The following is a 17508-nucleotide window of genomic DNA, read 5'->3' as shown; positions in this document are numbered from 1 at the left end:
GTTGCCTGTTATCTGCCCACCATGGCGATCGTGACCTGAACTGGTTAAGATACCGCCTACGTTCGCTTTTGGGCGATATTATGTCCGAATGCGCGATCTTTCTACAATCCGCGCGATTTTGTTGCCGGGTGCGAAACGAAGAAGGCCAGATGCCGCCCGCTGAAAGTGCCGAGAGGCTGATCGAAAGCATCACCGCTTGCAGGCTGTGCGCGGGGCGGTTTGCCGCCACGGCCACCGTGCATCAACCGCGCCCGGTGGTGTGGTTTCGCCCCGGCGCACGGCTTTTGATCGTGGGTCAAGCGCCCGGTGCGCGCGTGCATGCTTCGGGCCGCCCCTTCACCGATCCGTCGGGGGATCGGCTGCGCGATTGGATGGGGGTAGACGAGCCCACTTTTTATGACCGCGACCGTATTGCCATTGTGCCGATGGCCTTTTGCTTTCCGGGCTATGATACCAAGGGGGCCGATCTGCCGCCGCCGCCACTTTGTGCGCAAACCTGGCGCGCGCGGGTGCTAGACGCTTTGGGGCAGGTGGAATGCACGCTTTTGGTCGGCGGCGCGGCAATCCGCTGGCACCTTGGGGAAAAGCGGCTCACGCAGGCGGTGATGGGGTGGAAATCGCAGGCGCCGCGCGTCTTTCCCTTGCCGCATCCGTCTTGGCGCAATACGGCTTGGCTCAAACGCAATCCGTGGTTCGCGGGCGAGGTTGTGCCCGCGCTGCGCGCCCGCGTGAAGGAGGTGCTCAATGACCCCATATGATCGTGCCCATGCGGCGATGGAAGCCACCCCGGAAAACGAGGCTTTGCGGCTGGCGGTTTACGACCGGCTTGCCGATGCCGAACTGTTCGTGCTCTTGGAAGAAGAGCCCGTGGATGAAGACATCACCCCGCAAGTCTTTGCCACAGAAGACGGCGATTTCATCTTGGCCTTTGATCTCGAAGAGCGGCTTTCGGCCTTTGTCGGCGCGCCTGCCCCCTATGCGGCGCTGCCCGGTCGGGTGATCGCGCAAAACCTTTCGGGTGAGGGGGTTGGGCTTGGCATCAATTTAGGCGTCGCCAATTCCGCGATGCTTTTGCCGCCCGAGGCGCTTGAATGGCTGACTCATACCTTGACCCATGCGCCGCAGGCGACCTCGGCCACCCCGGTGGCGTTTGACGCGCCAAACCTGCCGCCCGCGGTGCTCGGCCTGCTGCTTCCGGCGTTTGAGGCGAAGTTTGACCAGCTTGCCGGGCTTGCCACCCATGCGCTGTTGGGCGGGGTGACTTATGAGGGCGGAGGGCGTGGCCACGTGCTCGCCTTTGTCGGTGCGCCCGAACCCGCGCAACCCGGTATTGCGAAAGCGATGGCCGAAGCGCTGGCGTTTTCGGGGCTCGAGGCGGGCGAGATTGATGTCACCTTCTTGAAAGAGGATGACGCGGCCACTGAAGTGCTGATGGAAAAGGCCTTGGTGTTGCATCTTCCCGAGCGGGTGGAGGAAGAGGTGCAAGAGCTTGGCCGCACGCCGCCCGGCATGGACCCGGACAAGCCGCCAATCCTGCGCTAAGGCGTCGCGCCGAGCTTTTCATTGCGCGAATCTCCTCAATTGGTCATAAAGTTTGACCGGAGCGGAGGAGAAATCATGGATATGCCAGTTCCCAGCACCACGGTGCTGGCGCAAAAGACGCGTATCGTCAAAGCGTTGCGCAAGGTGCTGCCGCGCGATGCGGTGATTGATGATCCCGCCGAGACGCGCGCCTATGAATGTGATGCGCTCTCGGCTTATCGTTGTGCGCCTTTGGCCGTGGTGCTGCCGCGCACCACAGCCGAAGTCGCTGCCGCGTTAAAACTATGCCACGAGATAGGCGTGCCGGTGGTGCCGCGCGGGGCAGGCACCTCGCTTGCGGGCGGCTCGATGCCCTCGGCGGATGCGGTGGTGCTTGGCCTTGCGCGGATGAACCGGGTGCTTGAGGTCGATTTCGACAATCGCTTCATTCGGGTGGAAGCCGGGCGCACAAACCTTTCCGTCACCGGCGCGATTGAGGCGCAGGGTTGGTTTTACGCGCCCGACCCCTCTAGCCAGCTTGCCTGCGCGATTGCGGGCAATATCGGTATGAATTCGGGCGGGGCGCATTGCCTGAAATACGGGGTGACGACGAACAACCTGATGGGGGTGACGCTCGTCACTATGCAAGGCGAGGTGGTCGAAATCGGCGGTCCTTATTGCGATGCGGGCGGGCTCGACCTTTTGGGGGTGATTTGCGGCTCTGAGGGCCAGTTGGGCGTGGTGACCGAGGCCACGTTGCGCATTTTGCGCCAGCCCGAAGGCGCGCGCCCCGTGCTGATCGGCTATGCCTCGAACGAAGTCGCAGGGGCCTGTGTGGCCGATATCATTCGCGCGGGCATCTTGCCGGTGGCGATTGAATTCATGGACCGCCCCTGTATCGAGGCGACCGAGGCCTTTTGCCATGCGGGTTACCCCGATTGCGAGGCGCTCTTGATTGTCGAATGCGAGGGGAGCGCGGCCGAGATTGCCGAGCAACTGGGCCTCATTCGCCAAATCGCTGCGCGCCATAACCCAGTTGAGTTTCGTGAGGCACAATCGGCCGATGAAGCCAAACGCATTTGGCTGGGCCGCAAATCCGCCTTTGGGGCAATGGGGCAAAAGGGCGATTACATGTGCCTTGATGGCACGATCCCGGTATCGAGCTTGCCGCAAGTGCTGCGCCGGATTGGCGAGATTTCGCAAGAGTTTGGGCTAGAGGTCGGCAATGTCTTCCACGCGGGTGATGGCAATATGCACCCGCTCATTATCTATAACGCCAACGAACCCGGTCAGCAGGAGCTTTGCGAGCGCATGGGGGCCGAAATCCTCAAACTCTGTGTTGAGGCGGGCGGCTGCCTGACGGGCGAGCATGGCGTGGGGCTGGAAAAGCGCGACCTGATGGAAGTGCAATTCGCCCCGGAGGATCTGGAAGCGCAGATGCGGGTGAAAGATGTGTTTGACCCCGCGTGGCTTTTGAACGCCGCCAAGGTGTTTCCGCTCCACGTCAGCGCCGCGCGGCGTGGCTAAGGCTGGGGGCGCTGCCCCCAGACCCCCGGGATATTTAAGCAAAGTCGAAGGCAAAATGGCATGAGAGTGACGCGCGAAAGCGAATTGGCCGATGTGGTGCGCGAGGCCACTGGGCCGTTGCAAAGCATCGGCGGTGGCACCCGGCCTGTGGGGCAGGGGGGCGGCACGGCGCTGCAAGTCGCCATTTCCGGCATTTCGCTTTACGAGCCGGGCGCGCTGACGCTGATTGCGGGCGCAGGCACGCCTTTGCGGGTGATTGAAGACGCCGTAGCCGCCGAGGGGCAACGCCTGCCATTTGAGCCTGCCGCATGGAATGCGCTTTTGGGCACCACAGGTGAAAGCACGATTGGCGGCGTGGTGGCGGCCAATGTGTCCGGGCCCCGCCGCATTCAAGCCGGGGCCTGCCGCGACAGTCTGATTGGCGTGCGTTTTGTTGATGGCACCGGGGCCGTGGTCAAAAACGGGGGCCGGGTGATGAAGAATGTCACCGGCTATGACTTGGTCAAGCTGATGGCGGGCTCTTGGGGAACTTTGGGCGTGCTGAGCGAGGTGGCGTTCAAACTGCTGCCCGCCGCCCCCGCGCAGGCAACGCTGGTGATGGATGTGCCGCTGGCGCAGGCGGCAAAGGTGCTTTCTCAAGCGCTTGGGTCGCAATTTGATACCTCTGGCGCGGGCTGGTTGCCGGGCGTGGGGGTAATTGTGCGGCTTGAAGGTTTGGCGGATTCGGTCGCCTATCGCGCGGGCAAGCTGGCGGAGGTTCTGGCCGCTTATGCGCCCAAAATCTTGCGCGATGAGGGCGCTGCGCTTTGGCGTGACTTGGCCGAGGTGAAACCCTTGCAAGGCGCGCGCGGTGATCTGTGGCGGTTCTCGGTCAAACCCTCCGAAGGGCCCGAAATTGCCGCGCGGCTTGGCGGTAAAGTCGTGCTCGATTGGGGGGGAGGGCTCGTGTGGGCGCGTGTGGCCGAGGGAACCGATGCCCGCGCCCTTGCCGCGCCCTATACCGGCCACGCCACCTGCCTGAGCGGGGCCTTTGCGGCCTTTGAGCCCGAACCAGCACCCGTGGCCGCGCTTAGTCGCGGCCTGCGCGCGCGCTTCGACCCCAAGGGCCTTTTCAACCCCGGAAAGATGGGCTGATGCAGACCTCCTTCACCAACGAACAATTGGCCGACCCCGAGATTGCGCGCGCGAACAAGATTTTGCGCGCCTGTGTGCATTGCGGCTTTTGCACCGCCACTTGCCCCAGCTACCAAGTGCTGGGCGATGAGCTTGATAGCCCGCGCGGGCGCATCTATCTGATCAAGGAAATGCTCGAAACAGGGCGGCCCGCCGATGCGCGCACCGCCAAGCATATTGACCGCTGCTTGGGATGTTTGGCGTGCATGACCACCTGCCCGTCGGGCGTGGATTATATGCATCTGATTGACCATGCCCGCGCGCATGTGGAGCGCACCTATAAGCGCCCCGTGTTCGAGCGGTTCTTGCGCTTCGTGCTGGCGAAAACCGTGCCCTATCCGCGCCGGTTCCGGCTTGCGATGCGTGGCGCGCGGCTCGCCAAGCCCTTCGCTTGGGCCTTCCCTGACGCGCGGCTTCAAGCGATGCTTGCGATGGCCCCCGCGCATTTGCCCAAAGCCTCGAAAAATGACCGCGCCCAGACCTTTGCGCCCATCGGGCCGCGTCGCTACCGTGTCGCGCTGCAAACCGGCTGCGCGCAAAAGGCGCTCGATACCGATATCAACGATGCCACGATCCGGCTTCTGCGGCGGCTGGGATGTGAGGTGGTGATCCCCAAGAAATTGGGCTGCTGCGGCGCGCTTTCACACCATATGGGGCGCGAGGCGGAATCGCACGCGCAAGCCGCCGCGAATATTCGCGCCTACCTGGCGGCGGGTGATCTGGATGCGATCATCATCAACACCTCGGGCTGCGGCACGACGGTGAAAGATTATGGCGTGATCTTCGAAGGTGATGCGTTGCAGCCGCAGGCCGAAAAAGTGGCCGGGCTCGCGAAAGATATCACCGAGTTTTTGCAAGCCATCGGCCTGCCGGACGCCGCGCCGAAGGGGCTGCGGGTAGCTTATCATTCCGCTTGTTCGCTGCAGCACGGCCAGCAAATCAAAACCGCGCCGAAAGAATTGTTGCAACAGGCCGGGTTTGACGTGGTTGAGCCGCTTGACCCGCATCTATGTTGCGGCTCGGCGGGGACTTACAACTTGCTTCAGCCCGAGATTTCCGCCGAACTCAAGCGCCGGAAGGTTGACACGCTGGAGGCCACCGCGCCGCAAGTGATCGCGGCGGGCAACATTGGCTGCCTTGTGCAAATTGGCTCGGGCACGCAGGTGCCAGTGGTGCATACGGTTGAACTGCTCGACTGGGCCTTGGGCGGGCCAAAACCGCGTGCGCTTGCGGCCTTGCCATAATCTTGCCGAACCCGCAGGCTAGGTGGAGCAAAGACCCGGAGGAACCGAGTAATCTTGATGCGCCGTCTCGCCCTTGCAGCCATCTTCGCGGCCCTTTGTGCCGTGCCGAGCGCCGCTTTTGAAAGCGGGTTGAAGCTATTGTCCACCGGCACCGATAGCCGAGGATGGGAGGCGGTCGGACGGCTCGACCTTGGCCATGGCAGCTTTTGCACCGGCACGCTGATCGCGCCCGATTTGGTGCTAACGGCTGCGCATTGCCTGTATGACCCCGCCAGCGGGCAGATGATTGCCGCAGGGGCGCTCGAATTCCGCGCGGGCTGGCGCAATGGTCGGGCGGTGGCCTATCGCCATGCGCGCCGCGCGGTGGCGCACCCCGATTACATTTACGAAGGGCCCAAGAAATTCGACCGCGTCGCCTTTGATCTTGCCTTGGTGGAACTGGATCAACCGATCCGCCTGCCACAGGTGCAGCCCTTCGCAACAGACACCGCGCCGGGGGAGGGAGATACTGTCGGCGTCGTCTCCTATGCCCATGATCGGGCCGAGGCGCCCGCGCTGCAAAGCATGTGCAATGTGCTCAAGCGCGAGGGCGGGATTGTGTTGATGAATTGCGCAGCCGACTATGGCGCCTCTGGCGCGCCGATTTTTGCGATGCGCGGGGGGGTGCCCAAAATCGTCTCGATCGTGTCGGCCAAGGCGCATTTGCGCGGGGATGAGGTCTCGCTTGGGGCGATGACCGAACATTTGACTGATCTGCGTGCCGAGCTTGGCTTGCGCGCCCCCGCAACGCATGAAACCCGCCGCGTGGGTGGGGCAAAATTCGTGCGCCCTTGACGCATTTCGGGGTCTTGAAACCCGGATTTCCCTCTCCCAAATCTAGTGCATCGGGGTGCCATGACGGGCCCCGGCAAACCCGCCCGGCCCCGTTTGGGGCGGGCACATCAAAGCTAAACAGACATCGCTCAAGAGAGGATGACCAACATGCGTGCTTTCGACTTTTCGCCCCTTTATCGCGCCACCATCGGCTTCGACCGCGTTGCCGATATGATGGACCGGGTTTTGGCCGCCGATATGGCGCAGCCGAGCTATCCCCCTTACAACATTGAAAAAACGGACGACAATGCCTACCGCATCTCGATCGCTGTGGCGGGCTTCGGCTCGGATGAGCTGAGCGTTGAACTGCGCGAAGGCGCACTGATCGTCACCGGTCGCAAAGCCGAGGATGAGGATGGCCGGACCTACCTGCATCGCGGCATTGCCACCCGTGCGTTTGAGCGCCGCTTTGCGCTCGCCGATCACATGAAGGTGACCGGCGCAAGCCATACCGATGGCATGCTCAACATCGACCTGGTGCGCGAAGTGCCCGAAGCGCTGAAACCGCGCCGGATTGAAATTGCGGGCCCCGCCGCGATCCGCACCAAAACCGTAGACACCCTTCAGGCCCCCGAAACGCTTGACGCGTAACGGGAGCAACCTCCGCGACTGGGGCGGCCTTCGGGCCGCCCCTTTCGTTTGTGCCCCATACACTTGCCCTCTTGTCAGCGCGCGCGCCTCACGGCAGCTTGGCGCGATTGTGAAGGGCTTGGGGGGATCATGCGCCTGTCGATTGCATTCTTGGTGGCGGGCTATGTGCTAAGCCAGTTTTACCGCGCTTGTCTGGCGGTGCTGACGCCGGTCTTGAAAGAGGAATTGGGCGCAACCGCCGAAGATCTCGCGATCTCTTTGGGGCTTTGGTATCTGGCCTTTGCGGTCATGCAAATCCCGGTGGGCGAGGCACTCGATAGGATTGGCCCGCGCCGCACGGTGGGGGTTTTGCTCGCCTTGGGCGGCGGCGGGGGCGCTGCGGCCTTTGCGCTGGCCAATGGGCCGATGGGCATTCACTTCGCAATGGTGCTGATTGGCATTGGCTGCGCGCCGGTTTTGATGGGCTCTTACTACATCTTCGCTCGCTCTTTCTCACCCGCGCTCTTTGGCACTTTGGCGGCTGGCGTGATCGGCGTGGGCTCGCTTGGAAACCTTGCGGGCGCGGCCCCCTTAGCGGCGGCTTTGGACGCTTTTGGCTGGCGGGCCACGCTTTGGGCGCTGACCCTCATCACGCTTTTGGTCGCCGCCGCGATCTTCACCTTCACCCGCGACCCGGAACGGATCGAGGCGCAACCGGGGCGCAAAGGCTCGGTGATTGATATTTTCCGCTTGCCCGGCTTTTGGCTGATTTTGCCGCTGATCTTTGCCAATTATTCCGCCGCTGCCGCCATTCGCGGCCTTTGGGCGGGGCCGTGGCTGTCTGATCTGCATGGGGCCGATGCGGCGCTGATTGGCTCGGTCACCTTGGCGATGGGCGTGGCGATGGTGCTTGGCAACTTCGCCTATGGTCCGGCGGATAAGCTTTTGGGGACGCATAAAAGGGTCGCCATCTTGGGCAACGGGCTGTTGGCTTTGGCGCTTGGCTGGCTCGCCTTCGCGCCGGACGCGGGGTTGACGCAGGCGACGCTCTTGCTTGCTGCGGTGGGCTTTTTCGGCGCCTCTTTCCCGGTGCTGATGGCGCATGGCCGGGCCTTTTTGCCGCCGCATCTGGTGGGGCGTGGCGTGACCGCGCTCAACCTTGTGTCCATCTCTGGCGCCGGGATCGGGCTCTTTCTCTCGCGTCCGGTCTTTGCGCTGGCCTCTGAGGGGGGCGATCCGGTCACCGCCTATAGGGCGTTGTTCGGCTTTTTCCTGCTGCCGGTGGTCCTGGGGCTCGCGGTTTATCTGTTTTCCCGTCCGCATCCTGATTAAGCGCCCAAGACCGCGCGTTTTGGGCATCACTCGCGCGAAATTGCCGCGAATCCCTTTCCAAAGCGGGCGGTTTCAGCTACGTGGCACCGTTCTTTCGAGAAGGAGGCCTAGATGGGCTATAAGGTCGTCGTCGTCGGTGCCACGGGCAACGTTGGCAAGGAAATGCTGAACATTCTCGCCGAGCGCGAGTTTCCGGTTGATGAAATCGCGGCGCTGGCGTCGCGCAAGTCGCTGGGCACGGAAGTCAGCTTCGGCGACCGAACTTTGAAGACCCAAGACCTCGAGCAATTCGACTTCACCGGCTGGGACATCGCGCTCTTTGCGATTGGCTCGGACGCGACGAAAGTCTATGCGCCGAAAGCCGCCTCGCAAGGCTGCGTGGTGATCGATAACTCGTCGCTTTACCGCTACGACCCGGATATTCCGCTGATCGTGCCGGAAGTGAACGCCGATGATATCGTGCGCTACACCAACAAAAATATCATCGCGAACCCGAACTGCTCGACCGCGCAAATGGTTGTGGCGCTCAAACCGCTGCATGACCGCGCGAAAATCAAACGCGTTGTCGTCTCGACCTATCAATCGGTTTCGGGCACCGGCAAAGACGCGATTGACGAGCTTTGGGATCAGACCAAGGGCCTTTATGTCCCCGGCCAAGAAGTTGCGCCGAAGGTCTACCCGAAACAGATCGCGTTCAACGTGATCCCGCATATCGACGTGTTCCTCGATTCCGGTGAAACCAAGGAAGAGTGGAAGATGGTCGCCGAGACGAAAAAGATCGTCGATCCGTCGATCAAAGTCACCGCGACCTGCGTGCGCGTGCCGGTGTTTGTGGGCCACTCCGAAGCGGTCAATATCGAGTTCGAAGAATTCCTTGACTGGGAAGAAGCGACCGAGATCCTGCGTGAGGCGCCGGGTGTCATGGTGGTCGATAAGCGCGAAGCGGGTGGCTATATCACGCCGATCGAATGTGTCGGTGAATATGCGACCTATATCTCGCGCATCCGCCAAGACAGCACCATTGAAAATGGTCTGAACCTGTGGTGCGTGTCGGACAACCTGCGCAAAGGCGCGGCGCTGAACGCGGTGCAAATCGCCGAAGTGCTGGGCCAGCGCTGCCTGAAAAAAGGCTAAGCCGTCGTTGATCACGGCTGGCTAAGAAAAACGTGAGGGCGTCCATTGGGGCGCCCTCTTGCTTTTAGACCGGGCTGGGCAGACCCTATGCGCGTGAGCATAGGGAGGAGACCATGCCCAAACTATCTTTGATTTCTGCATTGATGCTGGCCGCCGCGCCAAGCGCGCTTTTTGCAGCGCCGACCGAAATTCCCGCGACGCTGGAGGCGGTGACCCTGTTCCCATGGGGAGCCCAAGTGACGCGGACGCTCACCGTGCCCGAAGGCGCGCGTGAGGTTCTGGTGCCCAATTTGCCCGATCACACGTTGCCCGAGGCGCTGCGCGTGGCTGGCACCGGGGTGACTGTGGGCGCGGTGACATTGATCGATGAACGCCAGCCCGTTGCCGAAGATGTCACGTCTCCCGAATTGGAAGCGGCGCGCGAAGCATTCGATGCTGCGCGCGAGGCACTGGCCACGCAAGAAGATGCGATTGCCGCTATGAAAGCCAAGGTCGCTGCTGCAGAGGCGCAGGCCGCTTTCCTCAAGGGTCTCGATACCGCCAATACGCCGCCCGCGCAGGTGGTCGAACTTGCCCAAGCGGTGGCTACCGGGGTGCAAGCCGCAGAAGAGGCCCGCGTGGCTGCCGAGGCAGAGGTGCGCCGGGCTGAAGCGGGGCTGAAGCCCGCGCGCGAAGCGGTGCAAAAGGCGAAACAAGCGCTCAACGCGCTGCAAAACCCAGCCACGCAAAGTGATGCGCTGCTGATGAGCGTTGCCGGGGCAGGGCAGGTGACGATCACGACCTATGTCGATGCGGCGGGTTGGATGCCAAGCTATGACATCCGGCTTGAGAGCGCGGCAGGCAAATTGGTCTTTGATCGCTATGTCTCGGTGCATCAAGCCTCGGGCGAGGATTGGACCGGGGTGACCCTGACGCTTTCGACCGCGCGCCCCTCGGAGCAATCTCAACCTTCGGAGCTTTGGCCGGATCGGCGCCGCATTGGCCCGTCTGAGCCGCCCGCGATGTCGCGCCAAGCGATGGGGAAACTGGCTGACTATGAAGAAATGCCGATGATCGAAGCTGCGCCTGCGCCCGTTGCTGATACGATGCAAATGGAAATGCAGGGCGAAACGGTCACCTATAGCTATGCTGGCGCGGTCGATATCCGCGACGGGGTGGAGGATTTGCGGCTCAAGCTTGACCAGTTGGAACGCCCGGTTGAGGTGCTGGCCGAGGCGGTGCCGCTACGCGACGATACCGCCTTTCGTGTGGCCGAAGGTGTGAACGGGGCCGAACCCATCTTGCCCGGCGAGGCGGTGCTTTGGCTTGATGGCGCGGTTGTGGGCACCGCCGAAATGCCCTTCACCGCAGCGGGCGATAAGCTGCGGCTTGGCTTTGGCGCGATTGACGGGCTCAAGCTCAAGCGGGTGATCCCAAGCGCGAATGAGGGCGACCGCGGGCTGATTTCGAAAACGAATGAGCGCAGCGAGCGGGTTGAAATTGCCGCCGAAAACCTGACCGACAAGGCTTGGGCCGTGCGCCTGATCGACCGTGTGCCCTATTCAGAACAGGAAGATCTTCAGATTACCCATACCGCCACACCGCCTGAAACCACGGCGAATTGGGACGATAAGCGGGGTCTTTTGGCGTGGGACTTCGATCTGGCGCCCGGCGCGGTGCAAAACATCACGCTGCAAACAACGATGCGCTGGCCCGCAGATCAAATGCTGCGCTGAGTTGAAGTAAAACAACTCTAAGTTGAGCGAATCGGTGGAACGCGCTACGTTTGCCTTAGGCCGAAGGCGGATCGGGTCGGATCCGCCTTCGGCTGAAAAGGCTCGTATCGCCCCGGCGGGTAGGTCCTTTAGCGGGGCTAGGGAGGCTCAGCCTATGAACCACGTAATCGATACACAAACCGACAAACGCACGTATGGGTTGTTCGGGGTCGAGAAGAGCGAAATCACGCTCACGCTCATTGAAATGTCACCGAACACGTTCGGCCTTGCGTTCAATGCAAAATGGAGTGGCCTCGTCAGTGGCCATCAGGCCAGTGGTCCGTTTCAAGTGACGGGCAACCAGAACAAAATCGTGCATCAAGGCCCCGATATTCGCGTTGAGATCACGGACTGGTCGCTCGATCAGGCGCATCGCAAGCTTTCGATGCGGTGCCAGATTCACGTCGATCTGACGAAATATGGGCTTGGCACTGTTCTGGTTTATGACCAAGCGCTGTCGGGCACCTATGGCGCGATGACGCCGCAACAAATGCTGGCCGTGCTGACGCAGGCGATGGAACAAGCCTGAAGGCGGAACTGCGCCTGTAGTCTACGGCCGTTCATTTCACACAGAAGACGGCCGCAGGAAACGGATATTTCCGCCCATTTCTGTAAGATAAAACACGGCGCAGCGTGCCGCCAAAGGAGTGCTGCGCCTCTAAGTCCCTGTGTCTACGGGACCGAAAAGTCAGATGGCAGAGTCTCTCTGCCATCTTGAATAAGGCACCTGATCGAGGGCGTTCTGCGCGCGATCAGGTCCTGGCCCCTAGGTTCAAGGGGCCGCATGACGCCGCCATTCTGGCGGTGTGGCGGAAAGCCTTCAGGCAGCCCGCCCCGGTCGTCGCCCCGAGCCAGTTCGGCTGATCCCGTTTGTCGCAAGCCCCGCTTTGCGGGTGAGTGCGCCGGGGAAGGGGGCGCGGAATTGCAGCATGAGCTCGGCCAGCGAATGGCCGATTTCCTCGATCCAAAGCACGAAATGATCCGAGGGCCATTCGTGCAGGCCAAGCCGGTCATCATCGAGCCGCAGCACAAAGCCTGCCTTACGCAGCTTCGCTTGAAGGTCGAGCCAGCCAACGGCGGTTTCGAAGGCGGAGGAGATCACCGCCATATCGCTTTTGGGGACCACCGAAGGGGCCTCCGTCAGCGCGTCGGAAAGCGCGCGGCGGATCAGTTCGGCGGGCGTTTCTTCTTGCAGCCGAGCAGCCGCCTCGATCTTGGCGATCAAGGCAGTGGGCAAGCGGAGGGTTACGAGTCGGTTCTGGGTCATGAACCGAGATTCGCCCATTAAGCTTAAAAAGCGGTAAAGCGCGTTAAGCCTTTTTCACAGCATCTCGAAGATTTCGGTTTCGGGGTTGAACTGCCAAAGCGTCCCCTCGCCGATATCGTTCCAAAGCCCGTGCAGGCTCATGTCACCTGCCGCGACGGCGTCGCGCACGAAGGGGAACGTGATCAGGTTTTCAAGGCTGATCACCACGGCCTCACGTTCAAGCGCGGTCACGCGCTCGGTTTCCGCGACATGCTGCACCCGCTCATAGCCCGGACGCAGCAGGTTCAACCAAGTGCCCACGAACGATGTCTTGTCTTCCAGATGCGGCGCTTGGCCGGTGCAAAGGGCATGGCAACCGGCGACCCCGCCGCAGCCCGAATGGCCCAGCACAATCACATGCGCGACCTTGAGCGTGGTCACCGCATATTCGATCGCCGCAGAGGTGCCGTGGTGATCGCCATCGGGGTTATAGGGCGGCACGAGGTTGGCGATATTGCGGTGGATGAAGAACTCGCCCTCATCCGCGCCAAAGATCGAGGTGACATGCACCCGCGAGTCACAGCACGAAATCACCATCGCGCGGGGATGCTGGCCCTGATCTGCAAGGCGGCGATACCACGGGCGGTTTTGCTCATAGGTGGTGGCGCGCCAGCCCTGATAGCGGTTCATCAGATAGGTGGGCAAGGGCCGCACATGGTCTTTCATCATCATCCCCATCGCTGCTTTTCGCTGAGATAGGGTGCAAGCCTAACAAATGCGAGGGTTTTTTCGCCGCCTCTCAACCTTTTCTTGAGGCTTGCAGGTCAATCTGGCCGCGACCGTGGGGGTCAAGGTGCGAAAGCGGAGGCTGGGGTGAGCGCAATTGAAAAGCTGCGGATGGACGAGCCGGTGCGGCTCGATCCGGACCGCCTTGTGGTGATTTATGCGGAATTGGGGGAATTGGGCGCCGAGCGCTTGATTGCCGCCGCGATGGAAGACTTGGCCGTGCATCTGGTGGCGGCGCAATTGGCCGCGCAAGAAGGCCGGGCGGAACTGCTTGAGCGGGCCGCGCGCGAAATGGCGAAGCTTGCCGGGCAAGTGGGCATGGTGATGCTGACCCGCGTGGCGGAAGATCTGCTTTTGTGCGTTGAGCGTAAAGACAAAATCTCGCAAGCGGCGGTTTTGGCGCGTTTGGTGCGGATCGCGGAGCGCTCGCTCACCGCTGTGTGGGATTTGCAGGATATGCGTATCTGATCCAATCCTTCGGGGCTTGCAGGCGGTGTTGGGCGCGCTAGGCTTGGGGTAAATTGCCCGGAGTTGCCTCAATGACCGACCTGTTCCGTTTCCGCCCCGAAATGCGCTTTGCCGACAGCGGGGCAGAAGCGCTTCCTTTGTATCTCGTGACGCAAGGCGCTCCCCTCCCTGGGGGGCTGAGCGCTGCGCAGCAAGCATTTGCCACCGCGCAGGGCTTTACCGGCGCGGCGGGCAGCCTGTGTTTGTTGGCGGATGAAACCGGCGCACTTGCGGGCGCTTTGGGGGGGATTGGCGGCGCCAAAAAACGCGCCCGGAGCCGGTTCACGCTTGCAGGCTTTGCCGCTAAGCTTCCTGCAGGCGCGTGGCAGCTTGCGGGGGAGTTGGAGGAGTTTGATCTTTCAACCGAAGCACTGGGCTGGCTGTTTGAAGGCTATCGGTTTGATCGTTACGCCGAGGCGAAAGCCCCCGGCGCGCGGCTTGTGGCACCGGAGGGCTTGGACGCCCATCGCCTTGAGGTGATGGCCGAGGCCGAGGCTTTAGCGCGTGACCTTGTGAACATTCCCGCCAATGATCTGGGGCCAGCCGAGCTTGAAGAGGCTGCCCGCGCGCTTGGCACTTTGCATGGGGCCACTGTCACCGCCGTGGTGGGGGAAGAGCTTTTAGCTCAGGGTTATCCGCTCATTCATGCCGTGGGGCAGGCCAGCCCCCGCGCGCCGCGCTTGATTGATTTGCGCTGGGGCGATGCGGGGCCGGAGGTCGCGCTGGTGGGCAAAGGGGTGTGCTTTGACACGGGCGGGCTTAACCTCAAGCCTGGCTCCAGCATGGGGCTGATGAAAAAAGACATGGGCGGCGCGGCCAATACGCTCGCCACCGCGCATATGATCATGGCGCTGGGGCTGCCGGTGCGCTTGCGTGTTTTGCTCCCGGCGGTGGAAAATGCGGTTGCGGGCAACGCCTTCCGCCCCAGTGACATTTTCACCTCGCGCAAGGGGCTGAGTGTTGAGATCAACAATACCGATGCCGAGGGGCGGCTGGTTTTGGCCGATGCTTTGGCCGCAGCGGATGAAGAAGCCCCTGATCTGATTTGTTGCATGGCCACGCTCACGGGCGCGGCGCGGGTGGCCTTGGGGCCGGACCTGCCGCCGTTCTACACCGATGATGAAGACTTGGCCGAGGCGCTCGCTGTGGCAAGCCAAGCGAATGCCGATCCGCTCTGGCGGATGCCGTTCTGGGTGCCTTACGAGGGGATGATTGAGCCGGGCGTGGCTGATCTGGATAACGCGCCTTCGGGCGGTATGGCCGGGTCCATCACGGCCGCGCTTTTCCTGCGCCGCTTCGTGACCGAGACCGAGCGTTTCGCCCATTTTGACATTTATGCGTGGCAACCGACCGCGGCACCGGGCCGCGCAAAGGGCGGCTTTGGTCAAGGCGGGCGGGCGATTTGCGGCGCGCTCTCGACGCTGTTCGCGCTATGAGTGACGCGCGCCTGAGCCCGTTTTCGGGCCGCTTCGCGCTCGAAACCCTGCATGGGCAGGTGGAAGCCGAAGCTTTTGTGCCGGGTGAACCCGCGCGCATCGGCTCGCCTGTTGTTGACCTGTCCACCAAGCCCGAGGGCGGGCGGGACCGACAGCTGCTTTACGGGGCTGAAGTTGTGGTGATTGAGCGGCGCGGCGAAAGCGCCTTTGTGCAGGCGCAAGCCGATGGCTATTGCGGCTGGATCACAGCGTTGGCCTTGGCCCCGCCAAGCCCTGCCACCCATGTGGTGGTAACGCGCGGTACGCATCTTTACCGTGAAGCTTCAATCAAGCGTGGCGAGCATGGCGCGCTTTCGCTTGGCGCGCGGCTCACGGTGCTCGATCAAGCGGGCGATCTGGCCCGCACGCCCGAGGGCTGGGTGCCCGCCAGACATTTGCGCCCGATTGATCTGCCTGAGACTGACCCCGTCTCGGTGGCCGAGCGGCTTTTGGGCACGCCGTATCTTTGGGGTGGCAATGCGAGCTTTGGCATTGATTGTTCGGGCTTGGTGCAACTGGCCTATGCGCTTTGCCACCGCGCCTGTCCGGGCGACAGCGATCTGCAACGCGCAGCTTTTGGCGATTTCCTGCCCGAGGATACCTCCACCCAACGCGGGGATCTGTTCTTTTGGGCGGGGCATATCGCCATAGCCGTCAGCCCCGATCTGCTGCTCCATGCCAATGGCCATGCGATGGCGGTGGTCTACGAACCGATCGACGCGTGCTTGGCACGCATTGCGGCAAGCGGCGAGGCGCGTTGGTTTGGCCGTAAACGCCCAGTCTAACGTCAATCCACCGCGCGGATCAGCTTGCGTTCAATCACGCGCAGTACTTGCGCCAGTTCGTGGCCGCGTTTGAGCACCTGCCCCTCCGCCCCGATCAGCGCATATTGGCCTTGTTTGTTGCGCAGGCTTGGGCGCTTTTCGATCCGGTAAAGCGGGGTTTCTGCGGTCCGCCGAAAGATCGCAAAGACCGCGTGATCGCGCAAAAAGCTCATCGCATAGTCGCGCGCCTCGGTCATCGCCACCATGCGCCCATAGAGGCCAAGGATCGCGCCAAGCTCCATCCTGTCAAAAGCCACCTGCGCGGGCGCAGAAGAAGGCGGTGGAAACGGGCTTGGTGGTTGCAGCGTCATGACCAAATGGTGACACCGCCGAAGCAGCAAATCAATGCCCCGCGAAAAACGCAGTCTGCGGATATTTACCTTGCCTTGGTATGGCCCGAAAATGGTCTGAAAAATGTCTTTTAGCCAGCGAAGTTGCGCCTGCTTTTGCAGCGAAAAGGGAACGCAGCGGAAAACGCTGAAGCCCCGGTGGGCGGTCAACAGCCCCCACCCAGTTCGCTCACCGGGGCGGCTTTCGCACGATAGACCCCGTCCGCAAGGGCGGGGTTTTCGTTTTCGTGATCGGCTTTTGGTTGCCTTGCCGCAGCATTGCCCGCATCTTGCCGCCAAGAACGAGGAGGCCCTGATGCACGCAAGACTGATCCCGATGATGGCCCTGAGCCTTGCCCTTGGAACCGCCGCCATCGCGGGGGAAGAGGCAAAAGACCCCGATGTGAAGGCGCGGATCGCGCTGATGCAGGATCTCAAGGCGCACAGCAAGCTGTTGTCTGAAACGGCCAGCGGTAAAATCGCTTATGATGCCGAAAAGATCGAAGCGGTGATCGAGGCATTGCGCCGCGATGCGGACCAAGTTGGCCCTGCCTTCAAAGCGCCCGCAGATGACCCTGTTTCCGAAGCGCTGCCGATCATTTGGCAGGAACGCTCTGAGTTTCGCCTGAAGGTGAACCGGCTTTTGAAGGCCGCAAATGAGCTAAAAGGCGGCTCGGCCAAAGATATCGCCGATACACTCAACCCGGTTCAGGCCGCCTGCAAGGATTGCCACGGCCGGTTCAAGATGTAACCAGACCTTCTGGGCCGTGTGCGGTTGAGCTTTGGCTCAGCCGCAATCAATGTTGAAGATATTGCCGTTCACATCGAGCCGGAACACGATCCGTTGCGGATTATATTCCTGCGGCTCGATCCCACGCCATTCGACCACATTGATCGGGCGGGTGATCCCCAGCGTCGGGATGATGGCCGAAGGTTGCCCCAGCGCCGAAGTGTACTCTGCGGCGTGGCAGGTATCGGGTTCGCGCTCTTCCAAAGCTCCCAGTTGTGAAACCGGCGCCGTCATATGCGGCGTGGGCACGGGATCGGTCACCGGGGCGGGTTCGGGATTGGTGCAAGCAGAAAGCGACAAAGCGGCGGCCATCGGCAGCAAAAGGGCGAATTTCGAAATCATCATCGGTCCATCCGTTGGGGTGGCTAGCTGTTGAACCCGTTATACCGATGCACCAAGGGCTTGCAAAGGCACGGCTCGGTG

At 62.0% G+C, this 17508-nt stretch carries 19 protein-coding genes; 15 read left to right on the top strand and 4 right to left on the bottom strand.

What is annotated here, in order from left to right; genetic code table 11:
- Nucleotides 1–149 precede the first annotated feature (149 nt).
- The 11 genes from BW967_RS09915 (at nt 150) to BW967_RS09865 (ending at nt 11657) form a co-directional block, all read left to right on the top strand.
- Nucleotides 150–758, top strand: a complete 609-nt coding sequence (locus BW967_RS09915; protein ID WP_076484916.1) for a uracil-DNA glycosylase family protein — start codon at nt 150–152, stop codon at nt 756–758.
- Entirely contained in the window at nt 745–1542 is a 798-nt protein-coding gene (locus tag BW967_RS09910; RefSeq protein ID WP_076484915.1) for an SseB family protein, read from the top strand. Before BW967_RS09915 ends, BW967_RS09910 begins: the two co-directional genes overlap by 14 nt.
- A gap of 75 nt (nt 1543–1617) precedes the next feature.
- A complete protein-coding gene (locus BW967_RS09905) occupies nt 1618–3048 on the top strand; it encodes an FAD-binding oxidoreductase (RefSeq protein ID WP_076484914.1) in 1431 nt (476 codons plus the stop codon).
- 60 nt (nt 3049–3108) lie between these two features.
- Nucleotides 3109–4182, top strand: a complete 1074-nt coding sequence (locus BW967_RS09900; RefSeq protein ID WP_076484913.1) for an FAD-binding protein — start codon at nt 3109–3111, stop codon at nt 4180–4182.
- The gene (gene glcF / locus BW967_RS09895; RefSeq protein ID WP_076484912.1) at nt 4182–5465 is read left to right on the top strand and encodes a glycolate oxidase subunit GlcF; all 1284 of its coding nucleotides are present in this window, start codon (nt 4182–4184) and stop codon (nt 5463–5465) included. The genes BW967_RS09900 and glcF overlap by 1 nt, the downstream gene beginning before the upstream one ends.
- Nucleotides 5466–5522: 57 nt before the next feature.
- Nucleotides 5523–6299, top strand: coding sequence for a trypsin-like serine peptidase (locus tag BW967_RS09890; RefSeq protein ID WP_076484911.1), 777 nt, complete (start codon nt 5523–5525; stop codon nt 6297–6299).
- Nucleotides 6300–6446: 147 nt separating this feature from the next.
- Complete coding sequence (locus tag BW967_RS09885; RefSeq protein WP_076485045.1) at nt 6447–6929, top strand: Hsp20 family protein; 483 nt, start codon at nt 6447–6449, stop codon at nt 6927–6929.
- A 129-nt stretch (nt 6930–7058) separates the two neighbouring features.
- Nucleotides 7059–8240, top strand: a complete 1182-nt coding sequence (locus BW967_RS09880; protein ID WP_076484910.1) for an MFS transporter — start codon at nt 7059–7061, stop codon at nt 8238–8240.
- A gap of 111 nt (nt 8241–8351) precedes the next feature.
- Entirely contained in the window at nt 8352–9374 is a 1023-nt protein-coding gene (locus BW967_RS09875) for an aspartate-semialdehyde dehydrogenase (protein WP_076484909.1), read from the top strand.
- Nucleotides 9375–9487: 113 nt separating this feature from the next.
- Nucleotides 9488–11089 (top strand): DUF4139 domain-containing protein, encoded by a 1602-nt coding sequence (locus BW967_RS09870; protein WP_076484908.1) that lies wholly within the window; start codon nt 9488–9490, stop codon nt 11087–11089.
- A 154-nt stretch (nt 11090–11243) separates the two neighbouring features.
- The gene (locus BW967_RS09865) at nt 11244–11657 is read left to right on the top strand and encodes a hypothetical protein (RefSeq protein ID WP_076484907.1); all 414 of its coding nucleotides are present in this window, start codon (nt 11244–11246) and stop codon (nt 11655–11657) included.
- Nucleotides 11658–11948: 291 nt separating this feature from the next.
- On the opposite strand, the gene BW967_RS09860 is transcribed toward BW967_RS09865, so the two are convergent.
- Together BW967_RS09860 and BW967_RS09855 are read right to left on the bottom strand one after the other, a co-directional pair.
- Nucleotides 11949–12395 carry a hypothetical protein gene (locus BW967_RS09860; protein WP_139327825.1) on the bottom strand — a complete coding sequence of 149 codons (447 nt, stop codon included), beginning with the start codon at nt 12393–12395 and terminating at the stop codon, nt 11949–11951.
- A 54-nt stretch (nt 12396–12449) separates the two neighbouring features.
- Complete coding sequence (locus BW967_RS09855) at nt 12450–13100, bottom strand: carbonic anhydrase (RefSeq protein WP_076485044.1); 651 nt, start codon at nt 13098–13100, stop codon at nt 12450–12452.
- Nucleotides 13101–13247: 147 nt separating this feature from the next.
- On the opposite strand from BW967_RS09855, the gene BW967_RS09850 reads away from it, so the two are divergent.
- The 3 genes from BW967_RS09850 to BW967_RS09840 all read left to right on the top strand — a co-directional run bounded on the left by BW967_RS09850 (nt 13248) and on the right by BW967_RS09840 (nt 15927).
- Nucleotides 13248–13628: a hypothetical protein gene (locus BW967_RS09850; protein ID WP_139327824.1), complete on the top strand. Its 381-nt coding sequence runs from the start codon at nt 13248–13250 to the stop codon at nt 13626–13628.
- 71 nt (nt 13629–13699) lie between these two features.
- Nucleotides 13700–15103 carry a leucyl aminopeptidase family protein gene (locus BW967_RS09845; protein WP_083952110.1) on the top strand — a complete coding sequence of 468 codons (1404 nt, stop codon included), beginning with the start codon at nt 13700–13702 and terminating at the stop codon, nt 15101–15103.
- Nucleotides 15100–15927, top strand: a complete 828-nt coding sequence (locus BW967_RS09840; protein WP_076484904.1) for a C40 family peptidase — start codon at nt 15100–15102, stop codon at nt 15925–15927. The genes BW967_RS09845 and BW967_RS09840 overlap by 4 nt, the downstream gene beginning before the upstream one ends.
- Nucleotides 15928–15929: 2 nt before the next feature.
- Here BW967_RS09840 and BW967_RS09835 read toward each other — a convergent pair whose 3' ends face one another.
- On the bottom strand, nt 15930–16277 hold the full coding sequence (locus BW967_RS09835) for a DUF2794 domain-containing protein (protein ID WP_076485043.1): 348 nt from the start codon (nt 16275–16277) through the stop codon (nt 15930–15932).
- Between the two features lie 334 nt (nt 16278–16611).
- On the opposite strand from BW967_RS09835, the gene BW967_RS09830 reads away from it, so the two are divergent.
- The gene (locus BW967_RS09830) at nt 16612–17046 is read left to right on the top strand and encodes a c-type cytochrome (RefSeq protein WP_175610442.1); all 435 of its coding nucleotides are present in this window, start codon (nt 16612–16614) and stop codon (nt 17044–17046) included.
- A 36-nt stretch (nt 17047–17082) separates the two neighbouring features.
- Here BW967_RS09830 and BW967_RS09825 read toward each other — a convergent pair whose 3' ends face one another.
- The gene (locus tag BW967_RS09825; RefSeq protein WP_245826510.1) at nt 17083–17430 is read right to left on the bottom strand and encodes a hypothetical protein; all 348 of its coding nucleotides are present in this window, start codon (nt 17428–17430) and stop codon (nt 17083–17085) included.
- Nucleotides 17431–17508: the final 78 nt, after the last annotated feature.

The sequence above is a fragment of the Rhodobacter aestuarii genome (assembly GCF_900156655.1).
GTDB lineage: Bacteria > Pseudomonadota > Alphaproteobacteria > Rhodobacterales > Rhodobacteraceae > Rhodobacter > Rhodobacter aestuarii.
The sequence above is the reverse complement of the archived record's forward strand: the minus strand, read 5'-3'. Positions and strand labels throughout refer to the sequence as shown.

Excerpts from the sequence above, each read along its gene's own strand:
- BW967_RS09915 (WP_076484916.1), top strand. The coding sequence starts at position 150 with ATGCCGCCCGCTGAAAGTGCCGAGAGGCTGATCGAAAGCATCACCGCT.
- BW967_RS09900 (WP_076484913.1), top strand. The coding sequence starts at position 3,109 with ATGAGAGTGACGCGCGAAAGCGAATTGGCCGATGTGGTGCGCGAGGCC.
- BW967_RS09885 (WP_076485045.1), top strand. The coding sequence starts at position 6,447 with ATGCGTGCTTTCGACTTTTCGCCCCTTTATCGCGCCACCATCGGCTTC.
- BW967_RS09840 (WP_076484904.1), top strand. The coding sequence starts at position 15,100 with ATGAGTGACGCGCGCCTGAGCCCGTTTTCGGGCCGCTTCGCGCTCGAA.
- BW967_RS09835 (WP_076485043.1), bottom strand. The coding sequence starts at position 16,277 with ATGACGCTGCAACCACCAAGCCCGTTTCCACCGCCTTCTTCTGCGCCC.
- BW967_RS09845 (WP_083952110.1), top strand. The coding sequence starts at position 13,700 with ATGACCGACCTGTTCCGTTTCCGCCCCGAAATGCGCTTTGCCGACAGC.
- BW967_RS09880 (WP_076484910.1), top strand. The coding sequence starts at position 7,059 with ATGCGCCTGTCGATTGCATTCTTGGTGGCGGGCTATGTGCTAAGCCAG.
- BW967_RS09890 (WP_076484911.1), top strand. The coding sequence starts at position 5,523 with ATGCGCCGTCTCGCCCTTGCAGCCATCTTCGCGGCCCTTTGTGCCGTG.
- BW967_RS09825 (WP_245826510.1), bottom strand. The coding sequence starts at position 17,430 with ATGATGATTTCGAAATTCGCCCTTTTGCTGCCGATGGCCGCCGCTTTG.
- BW967_RS09830 (WP_175610442.1), top strand. The coding sequence starts at position 16,612 with ATGCACGCAAGACTGATCCCGATGATGGCCCTGAGCCTTGCCCTTGGA.
- glcF (WP_076484912.1), top strand. The coding sequence starts at position 4,182 with ATGCAGACCTCCTTCACCAACGAACAATTGGCCGACCCCGAGATTGCG.
- BW967_RS09905 (WP_076484914.1), top strand. The coding sequence starts at position 1,618 with ATGGATATGCCAGTTCCCAGCACCACGGTGCTGGCGCAAAAGACGCGT.
- BW967_RS09855 (WP_076485044.1), bottom strand. The coding sequence starts at position 13,100 with ATGAAAGACCATGTGCGGCCCTTGCCCACCTATCTGATGAACCGCTAT.
- BW967_RS09870 (WP_076484908.1), top strand. The coding sequence starts at position 9,488 with ATGCCCAAACTATCTTTGATTTCTGCATTGATGCTGGCCGCCGCGCCA.
- BW967_RS09875 (WP_076484909.1), top strand. The coding sequence starts at position 8,352 with ATGGGCTATAAGGTCGTCGTCGTCGGTGCCACGGGCAACGTTGGCAAG.
- BW967_RS09865 (WP_076484907.1), top strand. The coding sequence starts at position 11,244 with ATGAACCACGTAATCGATACACAAACCGACAAACGCACGTATGGGTTG.
- BW967_RS09910 (WP_076484915.1), top strand. The coding sequence starts at position 745 with ATGACCCCATATGATCGTGCCCATGCGGCGATGGAAGCCACCCCGGAA.
- BW967_RS09860 (WP_139327825.1), bottom strand. The coding sequence starts at position 12,395 with ATGACCCAGAACCGACTCGTAACCCTCCGCTTGCCCACTGCCTTGATC.